2 protein-coding genes are annotated in these 23,779 nt (G+C 73.0%); both read right to left on the bottom strand.

All coding sequences use genetic code 11. The annotated features are described in order from the left end of the window. Window positions 1-9: 9 nt before the first annotated feature. Window positions 10-669: a type VII secretion system-associated protein gene (locus ACZ52R_RS14950; RefSeq protein WP_465618013.1), complete on the bottom strand. Its 660-nt coding sequence runs from the start codon at window positions 667-669 to the stop codon at window positions 10-12. Window positions 670-711: 42 nt separating this feature from the next. Then, on the bottom strand, window positions 712-23,760 hold the full coding sequence (locus ACZ52R_RS14945) for a scabin-related ADP-ribosyltransferase (RefSeq protein ID WP_465753562.1): 23,049 nt from the start codon (window positions 23,758-23,760) through the stop codon (window positions 712-714). Between the last annotated feature and the right edge of the window lie 19 nt (window positions 23,761-23,779).

Raw genomic sequence — 23,779 nt, 5'->3', positions numbered from 1 at the left:
CCGGGTGGCTCAGTCGAACGGGCGCAGCGGGTGCACCGGCTCCCCCGCGCGCTCGCGGGCGTCGAGGGCGGACCAGAGGGCACCCGGCTCCAGCCGCATGGCCGCCGGGGCACCGGGGTTGACCACGATCCCGAGGCCCGGCGGCAGCCGTTCCAGCAGCGTGCCGGGCCCGATCACCGCGTGGTCGGGGTTCCCCGCGGCGTCCAGCCAGGACCGCGCGGAGTACACCACCACCGCCGGCTTCCCGTCCGGGAGCCCGAACCCGCCGACGCCGCCGAACTCGTCCAGCAGCACGGCGAACCGGGCGGCGGCCAGCGCGCGGTAGACGTCCTCGGCCGGCCCGTACCCGGTCGCGGCCAGCTGGACGGCCGCGTCCACCGGGTCGGTCGGCGCCGGCCACTCGCGCGCCAGCGGCGAGGGACGGTACTCCCCGTTCTCCGCGAACTCCTCGACGGTGCCGTCCTCCCCCGCGCGCCACCGCCCGATCACCGCCCAGTCCGGCGGCTCCCCCTCGCCCTGCCAGTGCGGGTCGACCAGTCCGATCCACTGCCCGGGCGCGGCCCTGGCCGCGGCCAGGATCCGCTCGGGTACCGGCCCCGGGCCCGCGTCGGGTGCGGGCGGCGCGGGTACGGGTGTCGGCTCGGCTCGGTCCTGGTCGGAAGCGGTCATCGTGGTCCTCTCGGTCGGTGGTGGCCGGCACTGCGCGTCCCGCTACTCGTAGTCGTCGTCGGAGAGCGGGGGCGGGTCGTCCAGCCTGCCGTAGACGATCCACTGGCTCTCCGGCGGCACCGTCTCCTCCCCGCCGTCCATCGGCTGGTTCCACTGCACGGCCGGCGGGATGATCCTGATGGGTGTCCAGTACATCCCGCTGCCGAAGAGGATCTCCAGTTCCTCCGGGCTCTCCGAGATCGCCGGCAGGAAGGCTCCCCGGGTGTTCTCGGGCACGAGCAGGTGCATCTGGATCAGCCGGCTGGCGAAGGACGGGTGCAGGTGCTCGCCCACCGTGGCGGAGATGTAGGTGGGTTCATGGACGAACTCACCGACCCGCAGCACCCGCGGGTGCTCCCAGTTCCCCACGAACGGCGCGCCCCGGCTCACCAGGAGCGGCGCCGTCACCGGGCAGAGCCCGATCGCGTCGTCGATGGCCGCGATGTGGTCCAGGATGGCCTGGCCGTTCGGCCGGGCGGCGATGTCCGCGTCCGGGTTCGTGTCCAGTTCCCACTGGGTTTCCTTGATCTGGTAGTACGAGAGCTCGTTGGCCGCGCTGCCGTCGCCGTCCTCGCTGGGCTGCGTGTAGAACTCCAGCGCGGCCTTGAGCTGAGGTTCCAGCTCCGCGACGAGGTCCGTCATCTGCCGCAGCGCGGCGTTCCGGACGGCGACCGCTTGCGGGTGCTGGGAGACCGTCATGTGGAACTCCAGCTGCGCGTACCGCACCTGGAAGTCGCGGGGCATCGCGGCGAAGTGGTTCTGGGCCAGCTGCCAGCCGCCGCTCTGCGCGAAGAAGGCCTCGGCGGCCTGGGTGGCGGTCGCACCGGCCTGCGGCCAGTTCGCCGGGTTGAGCCACCCTGCGGCCGGCGGCATGTGCTGGCCGACCGGCGGCGGCACGGCGCTGTTGTCCGAGTCCGACCCCACCGTGAGGTCGTTCAGCACGTTCGCGATGTCGTCGGCCGAGTGGTCGCTCGCCGAGTCGCCGTCGGTGGAGGAGTCGCTGTCGGTCGAGGAGTCGCTGTCGTCCGGGTGCTCGACCGCGTGCTCGACCGCGTACTCGGCGTCCGTGTGCTCGGCCTCCGCGTGTGTGCCCGCCTCCTCCGCGTCGGCGGCCAGCACCCGCTCCCGCATCCGTTCGACCTGGTCGAAGTCCCGGTGGCTGGGCCAGTAGGCCTCGTTCGGGATGAAGGTGACCTCTTGGGCGTAGACACCGGTCGCCGGGTCCAGGGAGACGTCCTCCACCAGCTCGACGCCCACGATGTACTGCGGGTCGATGCCGCCGGGGAACGCGACCTCGTCCTCCAGCTCCGCGAGGCCCGAGTGCTCCAGCGTGGCCCGGACGTCGATGCCGCCCGGCGCGTCGGTCACGTAGCGGCGGTGCGTGCCCCAGTCCACGTGCTGGGCCCGGTCGGAGCGCGTGGTGCTCACGAAGGACGACGCCTCGTTGTTCCCCACGTAGTCCCGCAGGTCGACGTGGCGGTTCTCCTGCCTCGGCGCCAGCCCGTGCTCGAAGACGTGCTCGTAGTCCTCCATGCCCGGCCGCTGCCGCTCCCAGCGGTACAGGAGGCCGAGGTCGTGGCGCCACACCGGCGTGGTGCTCTGCTCGGCCAGCAGCTCGCCCAGGTTGACGTCCCGGCTGGTCGCGATGGGTGGGTTGGGCAGCTCCGGGCCTACCAGCGCGTCCTGTTGCGGTGGCACCGCGTACCGGGGCGGTTCGAGGTCGGGATCCATCCGGACGCCCTGGGCGCCGAGGACGTCGGCCAGCAGGCGGTACTCGGGTTCCTGCGGCTGCCCGTCCTGGTGGTGGACCGCCTGGGGCTGCACCTGGTGGACCAGGTTCCCGTCCACGTCGTAGTGGAACTCCCGGCCGTCCGGAAGGTAGTGGATCTCACCTCCGTGAGCGGGGTAGTGGATCTGCACGTGGTCGGGGAAGACATGGGTCTCCGAACCGTCCGAGTAGCGGTGGACCTCACGGTCCTGGTGCTGCTCGGACGCCACCAGGACGACCTGCTCCTGGCCGTCGGCGTGCCCGGCGTGGTCGCCGTACTCGCCGTTCCACATGTTGTCCAGCGCGTCATCCGGGTGCCGCGGCCCGGCGCCCCGGTCGCCGGGCGGGCGGACGGACAGGGGGCCGGACGGCGGTGTCGCGCCCGGGCTGTCGCCGGCGGGGTCCGGGTGGAAGGTCCGGAACAGCCCCGCCGATCCGTCCGGAGCGGCCTTGACGTACAGCCTGGCGGTCGACGGACCGTCGGGGCCTGCGGGCCTGCCGCTGACGCCGGTGCGGCCGGTCGGGGCGTGGACGGGCAGCCCGGTCTGCCGGGCGACGGCCTGGGCGTGCTCGGCGGACTCGCAGCTGACCAGCGCGATGGAGGCCGGTTTGCCGTTCACCGTGTCCTGTGCGTCGGCGGTCTTCCGGGCCAGGTCGGCGAGCTTGCGCTTGAGCAGCCCGCCGACCTCGGTGCCGCTGACGCCGTGGGCCTTGGTGCCGTCGGCCAGCGGGAGGTCGAACCCGTGCGGTCCGGCGTGGGCGGCGAAGAAGTAGGTGTGCTCCCCGTCCCACGGCACCCGCTGGGGCGTACCGGTGACGAGGCCGTCGGCCGTGCGGGGTACGAAGGTGGTGACCTCGCTCAGCTCGGGGTAGAGCTGGGCCCTGGACGCCCAGTCGGCGTCGTCGAACAGCGCCTGTCCGCGTTCCTGACCGGAGGCGTCGGTGATCGGGTGCGTGCGCAGCTGCCCGTCGGGAACGGTCCGGCCGTCGTTCAGCCGTACTCCGCCGGACGGCGGCGCGGGCTGCTCGGTGTGGTCGGTGCCGGCGCCCGGCCGCCGGGCCGGGGCTTCGGTGGCGGTGTTGTCCGACTCCTCGGCGGGCACCTCCCGCGCCCTGAGCCGGACGTAGGTGACGCCGTCGTCCGTCCGGGTGGACGTGCGCTCGGTGACCTGCATCCGGGCGCCGGGCAGGAAGAGGACCTCGTCCTCCTCCATGTGCGAGGAGAACGGCGCGATGTCGCGGCCGTTGAGGCCGGTCGCGTCCAGTTCCAGCAGGACCCGGTACTCGTCCTCGCCGTCGTACTTCTTCATGAAGCCCAGCGAGGTGCCCTCGTTGGTGCTGAAGCTCGCGAACGTCCGGTGCTGGATGACGTCGCCGCCGTACTCCGGACCGGGAGGCCGGCCGGTCGGCTTCGACGGGTCCTCCAGCGTGCCGTCGCCGCGGAACAGCTTCCCCTGCGCCGCGGGCAGCAGCTTCAGGGCGTCCGCCAGCAGGTGGCTGTGCAGCGCCATCTCGTGCTGGATGCCGGCCAGCTGCTCGTCGGTCAGGGAGTCGGCGAGGCGCCACGGGTCGGTCCGCTCCCGCATGCCCTCGGCCAGCTGCGGAAGCGCCGTGATCGACTGCGGCAGGGCGGTGCTCTCGTCCCCGTAGCGCTTGGCGATCAGCGCCGCGATCTTTCCCCGGAGCGCGGGGACGGCCCCGGCGCCCGGGTTCTTGAGCAGCACGTTGAGCAGCGAGTAGGCCGGCCCGGTGTAGCTGTAGAGCGCCACGAAGTGGGCGTGGCCGAGCAGGTCGGTCACGGCCTTGGGGTTCTCGACGCCGTTGCGGGTCATCCAGTCCTGGTAGGCCTTCACGCCGGGCGCGGGGGCGGGCTCGGTCTCCGCCAGCATGTCCCGGCGGTTCGCCGTCTCCTGGAGGACCGCCTCGTCGACCTCCTTCGAGGTCAGGGCCCACTCCAGGTAGGTGCGCTCGTGCGGCAGCCCGACCGTGAGCGTCTCCGGCGCGGGGTGCTCGGAGACCGGCCCGATCGGCCCCTCCCAGCCCTCCACCGGCGGGCGCAGCTCGAACAGCGGCACCCCCGGCAGGTTCCGGTACAGCTCGGCGCCGTCGGCGTATTCGTGGTCGGGGAACGCCCCGGCGAGCCGCATGCCCGCCACCACCTCGTGCAGCGAGTGCTCGCCGCCCGTCAGCAGGGACGCGTACAGGGCCCGCGCGAACGGCTCGTGCCCGGTTCCGCCGAGCCGCAGGTACGCGTGCATGGCGTCGGCCGCGGCCCGGGACACCCCGGAGACCGTCCGGATGCCCCGGCCCGCGAGGTCGGCGTGCCAGGCGGCGTCGGCCTGCGGGACCTCGGGGCGGCCGGCCGTGAACCGCGGGTCGCCGGCGGCCCGCTCCCGGAACGCCTGCATCACCTCGTGCAGGCTCCCGTTGGCGACCAGGTCGGCGTACTCCGCCGTGCCGCTCTCCTCGGCCAGCTTCCGCAGCGCCTCGCGGGCCTCGTGGAGCGCCCGGGGGTCGCTCGCCGTCCACTCCCCGAGCTGCCGCTCGAAGTCCTCCGTGTGGTGCCGGTACCGCGGCTCGTCGAAGACCGCGTGCCGTACGGCCACTGCCGTGGGTGGCGGCTGCGGGTCGAGGTGCAGCGCGGAGAAGGAGGACGCGACGTCGTGGAGCTGCTGCTGGTCGGGGACCGGTCCGCCGGTCTCCGACTCCGCGACGGAATGCTCCCCGGTGGCGTGCTGCTGGTCGGGGACCAAGGTGTCGGCGCCGAACTTCACCGCGCCGGCGAGCGGGCCGCGCACGCGGTGCTCCTGGACGGTCGGGTACTCGGCCCTGCCGTCGTCGCCCGCCAGGTAGGCGCCGAGCAGTTCGGTCGGGGTGTTCCTGGCGATGCGCAGCCAGTTGCCGCCGGGGACGATCACCGGCCTGCCGCTCGCGGTCACGCCGACGCCGGAGGAGACCACCAGGTGGCCCGGTCGACCGGTGTCCACGGTGCCGTCCGGATGGCGCGCCTGGGCGAACCAGACCCGGCCGTCGGCGGCGTAGGCCACCGCCTCGGTCAGGCCGCCGTCCCACACGTACTGCATGACCTCGCGCACGTACTCCTGGTCCGGCCGGGAGTTGAGGTCGCAGCCCACGAAGCGCAGCGGCTTCACGCCGTCCCAGGCGTCGTCGGCGCGGAGCTTGAGCAGCCCGCGCGCGATGTCCGCGGGCGCGACGGTGACGTGGTCCAGCACCGGCACGCCGTCGGAGGTGTGCATGGCGAGGGTGAGGTAGTCGTCCGCGTGCGGGAAGTGCGGGAACACCGACTCGGTGAGCGCGCGCCAGTCGTCGCCCCGGGCGCCCACCCAGTAGAAGTCGGGCCGGTCCAGCGGGAGCAGTTCGGAGGCCGGGGCGTTCCCGGGGTCGCGCCAGGCGTGCTCCAGCGCGGCGACGGTCACCGCGTGGCCCGGGCGCTTGAGCCCGTCGACCAGCGTGACCAGGTGTTCCAGGTCGGCCGCCGCGACCTCGTCGCCGTTCGACCCGCGCAGCTTCCGGACGTAGTCCTCCAGGTGCGTCCGGGTGACCGGGTGGCCCGTCGGCACGGACAGGGCCTCGCGGACCAGGTCGGCGGTGCGGCGCACGCGGGTCAGACCGTCCAGGGTGATCCGGTCCGCGCCCCGCAGCTCCTGGGCGAGCTTCGCGGTGTGCCAGGCGTTCGTGCTCGCCTCGCGGCGGGCCGCCTCGCCCGACAGCAGCTCGGTGAACCGGCCGGGGAGCGGGCGCCGGTGGTCCGCGCCGATGTGCTCGGCCAGCGGCCACAGGTCCTCGTGGGTGCGCAGCTTCGGGATGTTGGCCAGCTCGGCCAGCGTCTGGTGCAGCCGCAGGTCCTCGGTGGTCGCCTTCGGGAACGCCTCCGGTGCGGACCGCTCGGTGAGGTCGATCCGCTCGTAGCTCTGCCGGGAGGCCGGGTCGTAGACGATCTTCCGGGCGGTGAGGTCGAAGGTGCTGCCCGGACGGATGAGGACCTCGTCCTCGCCCTGCTTCTCCGAGAACGGCTGGATGTCGAAGGCGCTGCCGCCGCCGTCCACCGCGTAGTGGACCAGGGCGGGGTGGGTGATCGCGAGCTGCTCGCGGGTCTGCATGAAGTTCCGCGCGACCCGTTCGCTGGTGCTGGTGCTGACGAAGTCGCGGTTGCGGTAGGTCGAACCCGCGTAGGTGGGCGACAGCCGGCTGCCGAGCGAGTTCAGCGGGCCCACCACCCGCTCCCCGCGCCAGAGTTCCCCGCTCCACGTGGGCAGCTTGGCCAGCGCCTCGTCCAGCAGCTCGGTGTGCACGAGGAGCTCGCGCTCGATCCTGGGGAGCTGCTGCTTCACGGCGGGCCGCAGGGCCGCCCAGTCCTCGTCGGAGCGGTCGCGTGGCGCCCGGCTGAGCAGCGGCGCGAGCACCGGGTCGTGCCTGAGGATGGACGGCAGGAGGCTCGGGTGCCGGTTGTCCAGCAGCTGGTTGATCTGGTACTCCAGCGCGGTCCGCCGGCTGAGCGGACCGAACCGCAGCATCACGTTGATCAGCGCGTGCGTGGGACCGCTGTAGAACGCCAGCGCGTCGAAGTGTGCGGGGGTCAGCCGGTCGAGCACCTCGTGCGCGGTCAGATGGTTACGGTCCAGCCAGTCGACCACTCGCTGCGAGACCTCGGACTCGCCGTCCCGGACGGCCTCGAACGCGGCCCGGTTCGCGGCCGAGGCCCTCCTCGTCGGCTCGTCGGACCAGCCGTTCTCGGCGCGTGGCTTGGCGAGCAGCTCGTGGTAGGCCGCCTCGTGCGGCAGCATGCCGTACTCGCCGAGCTCGGCACGGACCCGGTGCTGCGGGATGCCCGGGACGTGCTGGTACATCGAGGACACGTCGCCCAGCGCGTGCGTCGGGATCGGGGGCAGCTCGCCCACCAGTTGCGCGCCCTTGAGGATCTCGTACAGCGAGTGGTCGCCCAGCGGCAGCATCCAGCCGGTCAGGGCCAGCAGCATGTCCTGCGGTTCGCTGTCGTGGACCTTGAGCAGCCGGAAGCCGTTCAGCATCTTCGCCGTGGTGGCCGAGTTGCCGGTGCTGACCGGCATGTTCTTGCCGAGGTGGGTGTCGCCGTACCAGGCGGACTTCTCGTTGACGGTGTTGAGTGAGCGGCCGGACTTCCAGGCCAGCGGCCCCGCGCCGCCGTCGTGCCCCTGGAACGCCAGTTCCCTGGTGCTCAGCGGCATGCCGCGCTCGGCCAGGTGCGTCGCCGTCAGGTCGTTCAGCGGCACCTCGCGCGGCTGCCGGGCCTTCAGGCTGGCCAGGTACTCCGCGCCGGCCTTGAGCGGCTCCGCGCCCTGCTTGATCACGGTGCCGGTGCCGAAGTGGTCCTTGGTGAACATCGACTCCAGGCCGGGCACCTTCCCGAGGAACGCGCGCAGACCGCCGTTGAGGAAGTCCGCCTGGGTCTTCAGTACGCGCAGGTCCAGGCCCATCGCCTCGGCGCGGGCGGAGTCCCCGGTCTCCAGCAGCGCCTGCAGCACCTTCTTCAGGCCGTGGTCGGAGTCGTTGACGTAGGCCGCGTTGTAGAACGCGGTCATCAGTTCGCGGGTGTTGCCGGTGCGCATCATCGTCCGGAACTCGGCCAGGGTGAGGTCCACGCCGACCTGGCCGGCGGAGCTCTTCTCGTCCTTGAGGAAGACCTTGTAGAGCTCGCCCTCGGCGACCGTCGGGTGGGCGGCCCGCAAGGCGTCGTAGAGCCGCTGTACGGCGTTGCGGGCCGCGGCCTGCGCCTTGGGGTGGCCGTAGGCGAGGGCGCCCAGCTTGGCCTCGAAGGCCACCGCCCGCCGCTTGTGCTCCGGGGTGGCGTGGAGCTCGTGCTTGGGACCGGTGCCCAGGGGCTGCAGGCCACGGCGATCGGTGATCGGGTGGTCCGGCGTGACCTCGGCCAGCGGATGCGGGTCGTGCAGCTGCGGGCCGTGGACGGCGACGACCTGGACGACGGGACCGTGCGCGCCCGCGCCGTCGTTCACCGGCGCGGCGTTCTCGTGCTGCGGCCCGGCGTTCTCGTGCGGGGGCGCGGCGTTCTCGTGCTGCGGCCCGGTGGGCGGGGTCTCGCCGTTGCGGGGCACCCGGAGGTGCAGCCATTCGCCGCCCGGTTCCACCCGGGGCCGGCCGCCGGCGTCCCAGCCGACGTCCCGGCTGACCACCAGGTGCGTACGGCCCTGGTGCGAGGCCACCCAGAGCTTGCCGTTGGTGACGAACGCGTCCAGTTCCGCGTCCGGGAGCCGTTCGCGCAGTGAGGTCAGCACCTGCTCGACGTAGGCGCGGGCGTCGCAGGCGGCGAACCGCAGCGGCCGCCCGTCCCACTCCCCGCTGCGGTGGAGCTCGGCCAGCCGGTCGGCCAGGGCGTCCGGGTGCAGGGTCCCGCCGTTCCAGCCGGGCGCCCCGTCCTCGGTGACGGCGTGGTAGGCGATGGTGAAGTAACGCGGGTCGTCCTGGATCCGGCGCACGTTCCGCTCGACCTGCTCGCGCGTGGCGGGACCGGCCGTCGGGTCGTGCAGCACGTGCACGCCGCCGTCGTGGTGCGGGGTCAGCGCGCGGGCCACCTGGACCGCGAGCGGGAGGGCCTGCGGCAGGGCGTGGCCGCCGGGGTGTTCGGGCGTGAACTGCGTCCAGTGGTCGGCGGGTGAGAGGCCGAGGGTGGTGTGGGCGTGCGGGATCTCCAGCTCGATCGGCACCAGACCGGCCGCCGACCGGTCGCCGCCGAGCTGCCGCACCACGGTGGTGTCGCCGTTGCGGAGGTCCAGTTCGACCTTGACGTAGCCGGTGTAACGGGCCATCGGGGTGGCCGCCTTGGCGTTGGCCACGGTGCGGCCACCGGCCTCGGTGACCACGCCCAGACGCTGCCGGTGGGTGCCCCCGCCCAGCACCGAGGCGGTGCCCTCGACCTTGCCCCCGAGGTCGCCCTGGGCACCGGCCTGCGCCCGGACGTTCCACTGCCGCCCGGTCAGCTGCGTGCTCCGGTGTCCGCCGCCCGACTCGTTCGCCGGGCTGAGCGCCGCCGCGGCGTTGTCCCCGTGGTACTCCAGCTGGACGAGGGACAGCCGGACGGTCACCTCGGCGTCGTCGACGAACCAGCGCCGGCCGACCGACGGGGTGGCGACCGGCCTCTGCTGTCCGGCCGGCCCGGTCGCCGGGGCCAGCAGCGAGGAGAGCTGGGCGTGGCTCAGGCCCGCGGTGACCATGGGCTCCAGCCGCTTCCAGGTGCCCTCGCCGAAGAACCGCGGGCCCTCGATCCGGAGCAGGCTCCGCAGGCCCGAGGTGTCGCCGGCCCAGCGCAGCACGTCCCCCGGGCGCAGGCCGGAGGTGAACACCTCGGCCGGCGGCACCCGCAGCTCCCGCGCGGCGACCACGCCCTGCCGCCGCCCCCGCAGGGTGGGTCCGTCGGCGGCGCGGTCGCGTTCGGTCAGCACGTCGGCGTGGATGACGGTCTCCGAGACCGTACGGCGCAGCCGCCACTGCGGGACGACGGCGTTCCCGGCCTCGGTCAGGCTGTGGACGGCCGCGCGCAGCCCGGACCGCGGCGGCTGGACGGGGGTCGGCACCGGCCTCCCGTCGCCGGGCAGTTGCAGCGCGGGCCGGCGCTCCATCACCACGGACAGCCGGATGTCGGCCCGGTGCGCCTCGGCCGCGACCTTGGACTTGACGGCCGTTCCGGTCACCAGGACGTCCCGGCGGTGCTCCAGCGCGTCCTGCCGGCGGGTGTGGGTGACGCCGCCGCCGGCCACCACGGCCACGCCGGTGCCCAGCGGGTCGGTCGTCGCCAGCACGGTGACGCCGACCGAGTTCGCGTGCCCGCTGCCGGAGTTGGTGCCGACCTCGGAGCTGGTGAAGGCGGTCTGCGCGCCGGCGCCGATGTTGAACTCGACCTGGGCGGCGTCGCCGGACTTGGTGATCCGGTCCACCGAGGCGGTGATCCGCACGGTGCTGCGGCCGTGCGTCAGGACGATCTCGTGGCCGGAGGTCATCGGCTTCAGCAGCGGGTGCAGCCGGTCGAAGTCGAGGGCTTCGAGGAGCTTGGCCTTCATCCCCGTCCAGTCCCGGCCGAGGACCGCCTTGCCCCGGTCCTCCAGGCTCGCGACCACCCGGGAGACCGCGCCCGGCCCGCTGTGCACCAGGCCGTTCCCGGCGTCGAGGAGGACCCGGGTGACGATGTCGGAGGAGCCGATCCGCTGGTCCGGCAGGTGCCGGACGGGCGGGCCGTCGTTCACCGGCGGCCGGACCACCTCGCGGTGCGGCGCGGCGATCACGACGGGTGTCGGAACGGTGGTCTCGGCGAGCGACCGCTGGAGCGGGCCGGGGGCGAACCGGATCGTGAACGCGGCGTCGCCGTCGAAGAGTTCGGCTGTCTCGGTGCTCTTGCCGCGGCTGTTGGTGCCGCCGGTGCGCTCGATGGTGAGGCCCCGGACGCTGTCCCGGGTGTGGGCGTACTCGCCGGTGACGCTCACGTGCGGGACGGTGCCCTTGAGCGAGAGGCCGCCGCGCCAGCGGCTCATCCGGTCCCAGCTGTAGCCGATCGTGGTGCGCTGCTGGCTGCCGAGCTCGAACTCGAACCCGTTCACCGTGCGCCGGTGCCGCAGGGCCAGCGGGGCGACGGTGACCTCCACCGTGCCCTTCCAGTTCCCGGTGTCCACGGACAGCCTGATCCCGCCGCCCCGGCTGAGCCGGGACAGCGAGGCGGTCAGGCCGGCCGTGTCGAGCTGCGCGGCGAGCCGGGCCGAGGCCCGGGCGCTCACCGGGCCGGCCGTTGCGAGGACGCGCTCGACCTCGCCCAGCACGCTCGGGCCGCGCCGGCCGACGCTCAGCACCACGTCGGAGTGGCCGAGCCGGTCGGGGACGCGCAGGTGCGCGGGGGGCTGCCCGGTGGCCTGCGGCCGGACCGGCGGCTGCGGCTGCGCCTCGTCCAGGCGCGGGGGCGCCGCCCCGTCGAAGGGGTTGGCGATGACCCGGCTGTTACGGGCCCGGGGCTCGGTGTGCGCCTGCTCCATGCTCAACGAGGCGTCCAGCCGGACCGGGTCGCCGTGCGGCTTCCCGTTCACCGTCAGGTGCAGCTCGAAGGTCGCGTCATAGAGCACCTGGGCGCTGCGGTACTTGCCGTTCGCGTAGCTCTTGGCCGAGTCGCCGCCCCGCCAGCCGTCCCGGTCGCGCACCTCGTGGGTGACCGTGGCGGTGCCCTGGAGCGAGTCCTGGAACGGCTTGCCGTTCTCGTCCAGGACGTTCTCCCGGGTGTGCACCGGCCCCTTGCCGAAGCCCTGCGCCGTGATGTTGCGGCTGTCGGAGTTCAGGAACCGCTGCGACGCGAAGGTGGTGCTCTCCCGGACCGGGTTGAGGTCCGCCGAGTCCTGCTCCCGACGGTAGGTCAGCGTGGTGACGTGCGCGGTGACGCCGATGCCCAGCTTGCTCAGCGCGCCGAGCGTGACCGCCGGGGTCCGCAGCGGGACGTCGTGCGTCATGCCGACCAGGTGGGCGCCGACGGCGGCCTGCGAGAACGCCCGCAGGACGTCCTGCCGGACCGCGCGCCAGGCCTTCTCGCCCAGCTGGACACGGCCGATCTCGTCCAGCCGCGCGTGCAGCGGGGCGACGCTGTGCACGTCGCGGACGACCGTGGTGACGGGCAGCCCGGTGTACCCGGCCGCGCCGGGCCAGATGCCGGTCGGCGGGTGCGGGACCGGGGTGCCGGGCGGCAGCGCCGTGGACTCCCGGTGCGCGACGGGACCCGCCTGCCCCTGGTCCGTGTGGGCGGGGGCCTGGACGGTCTCCGAGCGGTCGACGACCACCCGGAACCCGAGCCCCGCGTCGACCGAGCGGGCCTGGACGGGCCGCAGCCCGCTGCGGCGGGCGCCGAACTCGATCTCGATCCGCGCCTCGCCCTCGAACACCACCGCCGTGGACTTGACCTTGGTGCCCAGCCCCAGGTCGTCGCCCCCACCGTGCAGCCCGACCTTCTCCCGGCCGGTCCTGGCACCCGCGCCGGCTCCGCCGCCGCCGTTCTTGGCCGAGCCGGTCGCGCTGAGCGGCAGCGGGAACTGCCACCCCGAGCTCCTGGTGTTCTGCTCGACGTGCGTGCGGGAGGTGCCGGTGGCGATGTTGAACTCGGTGGTCGGCAGGTCCGCCGTCTGCCCGATCCGGTGGATCCGGGCGTTCTTCAGGGTGAGGGCGGTCGTGGGACCGAGGGGGACGTCCAGCTCGATGGTGCGGGTCTCGCCCGACATCAGAGCCTTGAGGTCCTGGTGCAGCGTGTTGAGGTCGACCTCCTCGAGCAGCTTGGCCTTCAGCGCGGGCCAGTCGCCGCCGAAGTGCTCGGCCGCCTGCTCCTCGAAGCCGGCGATGAACTCGGTCATGCCCTTGGCGCCGGGCCGGGGCGCGTTCAGCTCGTTGAGCTGGACCCCGTCCGCGGTCACGACGGGCGCCTCCCGGTGCGGCAGCGCCCAGACGTCGGTGACGACGTGCGGGCCGGCCAGCCGCCCGCCCTCGCGCGAGCCGGGCGGCGGCAGCAGCAGCGGTCCGTCGAGCGGCCGCGGCGCACCGGTCTCCCGGAGCGGGACGGCGACCCGGGCCGTCACGTCCACCGGCCCGATCCGCTGCGGCAGTGCCTCGCGGGGCACCTCGGCGCCGTGATGGGTGAGGTTCAGGAAGTCCACCGTCAGGCGGAACTCGGTGTCGTAGAGGACGGCGGTCTCCACCGTCTTGCCGCGGGCCACCATCCGACTGGCCTGCGCGTCGGTCATCCCCTGCTGCCGGCCGTGCTGGTAGCCGGCGGTCTCGGTGAGGTCGGCGGGCTTGCCGAACTTGAACTTGCCCTGGGCGCCGACGTTCAGCTGCCAGAGCCGGTCCTTGGTCACGCCGACCGAGGTCTGCCGCTCCGAGCCGTACTCGAACTCGAAGTTCTCGGCCGTCCGGACGAAGGTGCCGTGGCCGAGCCCGGCCGCCATCCGCACGGTTCCGGACCAACTGCCCGCCGAGAACGGCACGTCCCACTGCTCGCCCCGGGACAGCGCCGTCAACTTGGCCTGGAGCGTCTCCGCGCCGAACAGGCTCTCGGCGAGCGTCCTGGCCGCCGGCTCCTCGCCGTGCAGCACCCGGCTGAACCGCTGGGTGAGCCGGTCGAGGATCTGCGTACGGGTGCCGCCGAGCCCGATCAGCACGTCCGAGGCGGCCAGGCCGTGCTCGTCGATCCGCGACGGACGGACCGGCGTCACCGGGCCCTGCACGACGTGCTCGCCGTCCGCGTCCACCACGACGTGCCCGGGCTGCAGCACGTCCTCACCGGTGTGCACGGACGCGTCGTCGTGGTGCGACGCGACGTCCTCGTGCACCACCTCGTTCCCGTCGTGGTGCGGCTGGACGTCGTTGCGGGCGAACTTCAGGTCGCCGGACAGTTCCGTGACGACCTGGTCGTGCTCGACCTGCTGGTAGCCGCTCGCGGACAGGTCGAGCACGTCGTTCTCCCGCGGGAGGTTGGCCCCCGGGGCGTAGGGGTGGATCTCGAGCCACCTGCCGCTCCCCTTGGCGATCACCGGGAATCCGTTGGCGTCGAACCCCACCTTGGCCGCCGCCACGAAGGCCCGGCCACCGGTCGGCTGGAGCGGATCGCCGGCGTGCGGCGCCGGGACGGGCGCGAACCAGACGTCCTGCCTGGCGGCCCGGATCTTGATGTCCATGCCCGCGTCGTGAAGCTCCTTCTGAAGGGACCGCAGGTACCCGCCGCTGCCGGCCTCGGCGAGGCGGCACGCGTCGAACTCGATGTTCTTCGTGCCGTCCCAGTGCCCGTCCCGCCGGAGCGACTGGATCATGGCGCGCATGTCCGCGGGGGCGATCCGGTATCCGCCGACCGTGGGGTACGCCTCGTGGTCGGTGTGCACGACGATCCTGAACCAGTCCTTCGACGTGCTGAGGAACCCGAACTCCGGCAGCGCACTGCCGTCCAGCACCCATCCGTGCGTACCGCCGTCACCGTCGACGAGCGGCCGGCCGGGGTCGGACCAGTGCGGAACGGTCATGAGGAGCGGCACGGAGTGCGTCGGCGCTCCGGCCCCGGCGGCGTTCCCCGCGGGCGGGCCCGCGTTCTGCTGCGCCGCGTCCTGCTGCGGGTCCGCTCCGGCCTGGTCCAGCGCGGCGTGGTCGGCCCAGAAGCCCGCCTCGGTCTTGCCGCCGCCGACCGGCAGGGTGTGAAGCGCCGGACCGACGATGCTGCCCTCGTCCACCTCGTCGACCGTGAACTGGGTGGCCTCGCTGTCGAAGTAGGCAGCCGTGCTCTCCGGGGACGCGCCGTACTTCAGCCGGAACCACGTACCGGGGTTGGCGTACACCGTGTCCCCGGCTGCGTTGCTACCGGCCCGCTCGGCGGCGACGACGTGCCAGGTCCCGAAGGCCGTCCGGACGAGCCAGACCTTCCCCCGCGCCGCGAACACGGTGATCCGGTGGTCCATCCGCCACAGGTGCTCGAGGACCTGTTCGGTGAACGGCCGGTGGCCGTCCGCGTGCAGGTCCGTCGCCAACAGGCGCAACGGTGTGCGGGCGGGGTCCCACCCGCCCTCGGTCGTCAGCGCGTAGACGGCGTGCGCGACGTCGGCCGGAGTCAGTGGGGAACCCTTCAGCCGGGGCAGACCGTCAACGGTCGGCATCAGGACGCTGAAGTGGTCCCCCTCGAACTCGCTCGCCCTCAGGGCCCGAACGACGGCCTCGTGGTTCGGGGAGTGCTCACCGAGCACGTGCACGGCGCGTCCGACCGGCTCGGTGGTGACCAGGTTCGCCGCGCCCCAGACCCTCCGGAGCTGCTCCATCGCCGCGCGGTGGTCGGTGTACGTGACGTCCCGGGCGACCGCCACCAGTCGGCGGAGATCGCGCTTGTGCGTCTCGGCGTTCTGGGTCACCTGCAAGGAGAAGCGGTGCAGGTCCTCCAGGGTGACCCGGTGGTCGGGCCGGAGGCGGAGTTCGGTGCGGGCGAGCGTCGCGACCAGCGACACGTCGGTGAGTTCCGCGCGGCTGGTACCGGCCGTCCCGTGCAGGGTGGCGACGATCCTGGCCGTGTCCCAGGCGTGTTCGGTCGCCCGCTGGACCAGGACCGGGTCGGGCGTGCCGGCCCCGGCACCCTCGGCGCCCGGCATTCCCAGGTGGGCGCCGATCGCCTTCGCCAGCGGCCACAGGTCACGGGCGTACCGGACGTCGGTCCCGTTGCCGAGGCGGGCCAGCTCGGACCTCAGCTCCTCGTGGAGCTTCCGGGGCCACTCGGGCGACCCCTCCGACCACTCGAACGGTCGCGGTGCCCCGGTCTCCACCTGGTCGATCCGCTCGTACGGTCCGGTGTACGAGGATCCCCTGCCGAGGTGCGTGGCCGTGAAGACCGCTCCCGGTTTGACCAGGATCTCCTGTTCCTCGAGCAGGAAGCGGGAGAACGGCGTGATGTCGACACCGCTCTCCCCGGCCAGTCGGATCCGGCGGAGGACACGGTGGGCCAGCCAGTACTTGGCGAGGTCCCGGTCGGGCAGCAGGAACCTCTCCGCCGTCTCGATGAGTCGGCTGGTGCTGAGCAGCGCCTCGCTGCTCTGCGTGCTTCCGGCCCTGGCCCGGAGCAGTCTCTCCAGGCCCTCCAGCCGGCCGGGCGCCCACTCGCCGCGATAGACGACCCCGGTCGCGCCCGGCAGCTTGTCCAGCGCCTCCACGATCATCTCGGCGTGGATCCGGAATTCCGTCTTCAGGTCCGGAAGCATCGCCATCGCCAGCCGGTAGGCCTCCGCGGAGTCCTCGGCCGTCCGTAGCTCCGGAGTGGACTTCGCGAGCAGCGGCCCGAGGACCCGGTGGTCCCGGAAGACCGAGGGGAGGCTGCCCACCGGCCCCTTCAGCAGATTGTCGATCTGCTTGCCGAGCGCCTGGTCCAGTGTCACCGCGCCGTCGTGCTTGAGCAGCACGTTGATCAGCGGGTACGCCGTCCCGGTGTAGATGTTGAGGGCCTCGACGTGGGCCAGGCTCAGCCGGGCACGGAGCTGGGTGGGCGTCAGCCCGATGGTGCCCAGCCACTCCCGCTCGTGCGGGAGGAGGTTGGCACCGTTGCCCGCCGTCATGCGCGCCCACACCACGGCCACCTGGTCCAGTTCCGCCTCCTTGTACCCCCCTTGATCGCGCGGCCGGGCGACCAGGTCGTGGTAGGCCGACTCGTGCGGGAGCATCACGGACGCCTGGCGCAGCGTGCCCTCGGGCAGGCCGGGCACGTGCCGGTACATGACGGCCGCCTCGGTCAGCGAGTCGGCGGGCACGGGCGGGAGCTCCTGGGCGAGGTCGGCCCCCTTGAGGATCTCGTAGAGCGTGTGGTCGCCGAGCGGCAGCATCCAGCCGACCAGGGCCAGCAGCATGTCGTCGGGGGAGACCTCGGGGACCTTCAGCGCCTGGAACGCGGTGAGCATCTTGGCCGTCGTGGCCGACAGACCGACACTGAGGTGCAGTCCCTTGTCGTTGCGCGTCTCCCCGTACCACGCCGACGAGGTGTTGAGCTCGTACCGGGAGCTGCCCGTCACCCAGTGGAGGCCGCCGGTCGGACCGGTCACCTGGAAGCTGAGCTCGCGCGGGCTCAGCGGCATGTCCCTGTTGATCGCCACCGCGTCCACCGGGATCGGGACCGGGCGCTCCTTACGGGCTTTGGCGCTGGTCAGGAACTCCATCTGTTCCGTGTAGGGGGCCTTGTGGAAGGTTGCTCCCGTGGCGAAGTAGTCCCTGGCGAAGTAGCTGGCCTTCGTGACCGTGGAGGGCATCCACCGGCTCGGACTGTTGAGGAACTCCAGCCGCTCCGGCACCTGGGAGGTGTCCAGGCCGAGCATGCGCAGTCGGTAGCCGATGTCCGCCGCCGGGCGGTCGGCCAGGTCGTTCAGCAGGTATTTGAGGGAGAGCGGGGCCGTGTCCTTGTTCCCCTGGGCGTAGGAGGCGTTGAAGAACGCGGTCATCAGCTCACGGAGGTTGCCGTCGTCCGCGAGCATCGAGTGGAACTGGTCCAGGGTGAGGTTCTCGCCGACCTGCCCCGCCGAGGTGACGTCCCCGCCCAGGAAGACCTTGTACACCCGCTCACCGGTCGGGTCGGTGTGCGCGAGCTTCAGCACGTCGTACAGCCGGTACACACTGCTGCGCGCGGCCCGCAGGGCCCTCGGGTCGTCGTAGGCGAGCTTGCCGACGGCCTCCTCGAACCTCCGCACGGCGGCGTCGTACTCGGGCCTCGCGTACAGACCCTGCCGTCCGACGCCGAACTCGTGGGCCTCCGGGTCCGGCTTGACGATCGGGTGCTGCGGCTCCGGATGCCCGGGGGCCGGGTGCTCGGGGGCCGGGTGCTCGGGGGCCGTCGGCATCGGAGCGGACTCCTCGCCGGGGTGGCCCTTGACGTGGGTGACCTGCACCTCGGGGTGGTCCGGCGAGGCGGACAGCCGCACCCAGGACCCGCCGCCCTCGACCCGAGGGAGTCCGGCGGCGTCGAAGCCGACCGTGCGGGCGACCACCAACTGGTGCGTGCCGTCGGCCTTCTCGCGGTTCGGCCGCGACCAGAGCGAGCCGCCCGGCGCGTCCACCTGGACCTTCAGCTCCGGCCGCAGCTCCCGCAGCGCGCCGAGGAATCGGGCGGCGTACGAGTCCGCGCCGCCCCGGCCCGCGTCGCAGCCGGCCAGGCGCAACGGACGGCCGTCCCACACTCCCCGGTCGTACAGGTCGAGGGCGGCCCCGGCGAGCTCGTGCGGCGTGACCGGCCGGCCGTTCCGGCTCGGCGCGCCGTCGGGGCCGGTGCCGTGGAACGCGAGGGTGAAGTGGGTGGGGTCGGCCGGGAAGTGGGCGAGCGCCCGCTCGGTGGCCCGGGGGGCGGGCCCGAGGTCGGCCACCCAGTGCACGCCGGGACGGACCTCGGTGATGTGCACGGCGTCGGCGGACTCGTGCGGGGCGACCGGACCGTGGACCACGGTCGGCGCCACGACGGGTGCCTCGACGTGCTCGGTCGGCGCGGGGGTGTCGTCCGCGCTGCGGCCGACCGTCCGGACCGGCTCGGCGGGGGCGACGGGCTCCTCGGGCTCGGTCGTGGTGCGGGGCTCGTTCCCCTCGTGCAGGGGCTCGTTCCCCTCGCGCGCGGGGTCGTTCCCCTCGTGCGGTTCCGCGTCCTCGCGGGTCTCCGGGCGCTCGCGGCGCCCGCCGCCGGACTCGCGCTGGACCGGGGCCAGGACGTCGAGGATCTCGTCGACGGCGCGCTCGCGGCCGCGGTCCTCCGCCTCGTCGAGCCGGGGCTCGTCGGCTCGGGGCTCGTCGTCACGGAGTTCCTCGGGCCGCGTTTCCTCGTCGGCCCGGGGCTCCTCCGGCCGGGGTTCCTCCCGGCGGGCGAAGGCGTCCTCGTGGGTGCGCTCGTGACTGCGCCAGGAGACCTCGTCCAGGTGGGCGAGCTTCCACAGCTCGCGGTAGCGGTCGAAGAACTCGTCGCCGTACTCGCGCTTGAGCGCGGCGGCCCGGTCCTCGGCGAGGACGTGCGGCCGGGCCAGGTCGTCGAAGCCCCGGGCGGCCTCCCGGAGGGCGGGCGCGACCTCCCGTTCGAAGGCGGCGTGCTCGGCCAGTTCCCCGGCCAGCTCGTCCTGGCGCCGGCGCCATTCGTCCCGGCGGGCCGTCAGGTCCTCGCGGGTGCGGAACACCTCGTCGAAGGCGCGGCCGGTCCGGTCGGCGTGGCCCTCGGCCAGCCGCTCGGCGGCGTGCTCCGACAGGCCGCCGTGCGTGCGGGCCGCCACGTCGGCGGTGGTCTCGGCGACGCGGTGGGCCGCCTCGCGGGCGGCCCGGTACATCAGGAGGTCGCGGACGTTGCCGGCGTCGGTGAGGCCCTCGATCGCGCGCCGGAGGGCGTCCGGGCGGTCGGCGTACTCGGTGACCCCGCGGTCCAGGGCCTCGGCGAGATCCCGGGTCACGCCCTCCGTCGCCCGGTGGACGTCACCGGCGGTGACGCCGTACTGCTCGGCGAGAGCACTGTCCTCGGGGTGCAGGTGCCAGGATCCCGCCGCCTGCTCCGCTTCGGCGAAGGCGCGGCGGATCGCCGCCTCGCGCGCCGCGTGGACGGCGAACTCGTGGGGCAGGCCGCTGACGTGGCCGCCCAGGGCCAGGGTGAACAGCTCCACGGCCTCCGCACGCTCGCGGCGTGGTCCGGCGGAGGAGTCGAGGGGGCCGGCGATCTCGGCGAAGTCCTGGGCGACCCGCTCGCGCAGCTGCTCCTTGACCGCCTTCACGGCGGCGTCTGACAGCTTCACGGGCCCCGTCACCCCGACGGCGGCCAGCAGTTCGCGGTCGGTCGCCGGGGGCCGGTCGTACCAGCCCGAGTCCCGGACCGCCCCGTCGACCAGGCGATCGGCCTCCGCGAGGGCGCGTTCCCGGTCGGCGCGCACGGCGAGTTCCTCGCGCAGGTGCCCGGTGAGCCGGTCCAGGGCCTCCCGCGCCCGGCCCGTGGCCTCCTCGACGACGTCCTCGGCCTGCCGGACCGGCCCGGCGCCCTCCGCCGGAACCGCCGTCAGATCGGGGACATCCTCCGGCCGGGTGTAGAGCCGGGCCGCCTCGTCCTCCGCCCGCTGGAGGAACCCGCCCTCCGAATCCGTCCGGATCGTGCCGAGACCGGCCTCCGGGATCCGGGCGGGCTCGTGGGTGGGCCCGGTGCCGTCGCCGATGAGCCGCGGTGAGCCCAGGGAGTCCAGCGCGTCGTCGAAACGCTCGCGGGCCATCCGGACGAAGGCCTCGCGCACGGCCGCGACGCGCACCAGCCCGTCGAGGTCGGCGAGGATCCGCTCACGCTCCTGCGGCCGCTCCGCCAGTTCCCGGTACATCGCGTCCCTGGCCCTGCGGTGCACCGCCGCGGGCAGGTCCGCCGGGGCGTGCTCGGGGAAGCGCACGGACCCCTCGGCGAACTGCTCCGCCAACCGCGCCTCCGCGGCCTCGTCGTACTCGTGGCCGCTGTCGTCGGGGTCCCTCCGGTGCCGCTCGGCCGCGTCCGAGAGCTTGGCCTCGTAGTCGTCCTGAAGGTCCCGCTGGGTCTGCCGCCATCGCGCCTCGCGCTCGCCGTCCGCCTCGACGCGGATGTGCTCGGGCGCATCGGCGTAGTGGTACGCGTGGCCGGACGCGGTCCGGTCCGACGACGGCGTGGACCCGTGCGGCGGCGGGACCTGCTCGGACCGGGGCTCCTCGCCGAACCGCCCGGAGTCGGGCATCGGCTTGTCGACCTCGCCGCGGAGGTAGTTGTCCGGCAGCTTCGAGGGCTTCGTGGTCACGAGCAGCAGGGGATCCTTGACAGGCCCCTCGGCCGGCTCCTCCGTGGGCGTCGTCCCCTCGATGGGCGGCTTCCGCTCGGCGTTCCCGTTGGTGTACTCGTGCCAGTTGCCGCCACCCTCGACGACCGGGCGGCCTTGCCCGTCGAAACCGACCTTCCGGGCGACGATCAGGTTTCCGCTGCCGACGCCCGGCGCCGTCATCGTCCTCGGGCCGCTGAACCCGGGCACCACCCAGACCGGCCCGTCGGCGGCCCTCGCCCCAAGTCCGGTGAGTCCCTTGACCTGCCAGACGTGCTCCATCACCTCGGCGACGAAGTTGACGTGCTCCGCGCCGTTCAAGCCGCAGGCGATGAAGTCGAGGACCTTCCGGTCCTTGAGCTGCCCGTGCTCGCCCAGGGCGATGACGGCGTCCGCCACGTCCTTCGGGGACAGCTCGACCCCGTCGCGGGTCGGCAGGCCGTCCGCGTTGGTGTGCATCACCAGGGCGTAGCGCGAGGCGTCGTCCGGCCGCTGTTTGAGTGCCTGCAGGGCCGCTTCGGAGGGCGGGTCGCCGACGACCCAGGCGTTGCGGTCCTCCGCGGACAGGGGCCGGCCGTGCGTCGAGGCCGCGCCGTAGTCGGGCGCCGGCACGTGCTGCGTGGTGGTGCCTTCCGGCGCCGGGTGGGTGACCGGGGTGTCGTTGCCGGTCCTGTCACCCTGGGCGGTGTGGTCGACCTGGGCGGTGTGGTCGACCTGGGCGGTCTGCGGCCGAGGGGTGTCCGGCTCCTCGTGGACGACCGGCCGCTGCTGGTTCTGCCCCTCGTGCTCGCCGGTCGTCGGCACCCGGCCGGGCGTCTCCGTCGCGGAGCTCGTGGCGTGCGCGGGGGGCGTCACGGGCTCGGCGGACTCCTCCGGCGTCCGCTTCGGTCCCGTCTCCTCGCCGCCGACCGTCGAACTCCGCTTCGGCGGCTCCGGCGTGGAGGCGTCGGAGGACTTGGACCCGCCGGAGGAGGTCTTCGCCCCGTCGTCCCCGCCCGTCATCTTCGTCCGGCTGCCCGCCGGGGGCTCCGCGGTCGTCTTGTTCCCGTTGTTCCCGCTGTTCCCGGACGACGTGGACGAGCCGTCCGAGTCCGTCTTCAGGTTCTGCGGCCGGGCGCCGTCGAGGGGGCCGGTCCCGTGCTCGTTGTCGCCGACGAAGATCCCCTTCGGCGGCCCGCCGACGCTGCCCCCTCCCTCCGGTCGGGAGACCCACAGCGAGGTCGGGTGGCCCATCAGGTTGGAGACCACGGCCAGCGGGAAGCGGGCGTAGTTGGGGAGTTCCAGGTCCTGGAGCTTGAGCCGCAGCGGGCCGCCCGCCATGTGGCCGAGGTGGCCGAGCGCCCCCATCGCGACGCCGCCGTAGAAGCTCTCGACGGAGACGGTGAACTTGTGCTCCTCGCCGAAGGTCAGGTTGTAGGCCCCCTCGGTGATGACGTTCTGGACGCCCCCCTTGAGCCAGCCGCCGACGCCCTCGCCGAGCCGGTACAGGAACTGCCCGGCGGTCTGCGGGTGCAGGCCGTCCATCAGGCCCACCGCGCGCTTGGCGAGGTCCTGGGTGGCCGTGACGGTGTCCGTGAGGTGCTTCGCCTCCGCCTTGAGGAAGTCCAGGTGCTTCGTCTCGCTCTCCAGCAGGCTGCCGCCGAGGTGCTTGAGCTCGTTCTGCATCTGCCCGATGTGCTTGGTGAGGCCGTCCAGGGCCTTGAGGTCGACCATCCCCGCGGTCTCGACCAGCGACCTCACCATCTTGTTGAAGGCGCCGAGGTCGATGGCGTGGCGGGCGCCGTCGGCGGCGAGCCGGGAGGCGATCAACCGCCCTGCGGCATTGGCGAGTTCCGCGTCGATGCCGTGCTGGACGAGGTCCTTCTCGAACAGCTCGCCCATCTGCTGGGCGAGCTTCTCCACCTTGCTGAGCTTCTGCGCCACGTTCTCGAGGGCCTCCCGGCCGGCGCCGATGACACCCTTCTCGCCGCTCTCGACGAAGCCCTTCTTGACCTGGTCCGCGATCTCCCCGAGGGCGTTCCGCTCGGCGTTCTTCGCGCTGTTCTTCGCGGCGTCCTTCGCGGAGTTCTTGGCCGCGTTCTTCGCCGCGTCCTTCGCGGCGTTCTTCGCGATGTCCTTCTCGACGATCTTGAGGGCGTCCTTGACGGTGAGCCCCGAGGTGTTCCGCATGAGCTTGAGGACCTGGTTCAATTCGGCCGTGCCGAGCGTCTTCAGCTCGTTCTTGAACTCGGACCCGGCCAGCATCTTGAGTTCGGCCTGGAGGTCCTTGCTGAGGCCGCGCCCGAAGATCCGTCCGAACAGCTTGCCGGCGCCGAAGGTGAGCAGTTCCAGCGGGCCGGTGAGCAGGCCGTTGATCGCGCCCATCTCGATGGCCTGGATGAAGGACTCCTTCTCCCACTTGTCCTTGTGGCCCTTGCCGATCTGGATGCCCTGGATTATCCCGTCCATCAGCATCGCGGTGGTGATGGACAGGAACTCGTGCAACAGGAGCTGCTTGAACAGCCAGATGAAGACCTGCTTGATCACTTCGCCCGCGACCTTGTAGGCGACGAAGATCTCCGCGAGCGAGCCGCCGAAGGTGATCGGCAGCATGGCGATGGCCCAGGCGATCTGGGCCACCAGCTGGATCAGCTGGGCGATGATCATCCACTTGGCGTACTCGACCTGGTTGGCCACCTTGTGCGCGAACTCGCCGAGCTGCTTGGCCATCATGCCCGCGGCCGTGACGTAGTCGGTGCCGCCGTCCTCACCGATGAGCTGGCGCATCTTCCGCATGAACTCGTCGGCCGCCTGGCCCTCGAAGCTGTCGCGGCAGATGTTGACGAGTTCGACCAGGTAGCCGCGGAGCTCGGGGATCTTCTCGTTGATCAGCAGGTAGTCGTCGCCCGCCGTGCGCAGGTTGTCCTCGTTCGCCTCCGGCCACTTCATCCCGGTCACGATGCTGAAGAACTTCGCCAGGCCCGGCGGCAGCATGATCGACACGGCGGTGGAC

This window comes from Kitasatospora sp. NPDC034023 (genome assembly GCF_055575795.1).
Note: the sequence above shows the minus strand (reverse complement) of the source record. Positions and strands in the feature narration are given on the sequence as shown.

What these genes read in the sequence shown, in the direction of transcription:
- ACZ52R_RS14950 (WP_465618013.1), bottom strand. Translation starts at nt 669, where the DNA reads ATGACCGCTTCCGACCAGGACCGAGCCGAGCCGACACCCGTACCCGCG.
- ACZ52R_RS14945 (WP_465753562.1), bottom strand. Translation starts at nt 23,760, where the DNA reads ATGCTGCCGCCGGGCCTGGCGAAGTTCTTCAGCATCGTGACCGGGATG.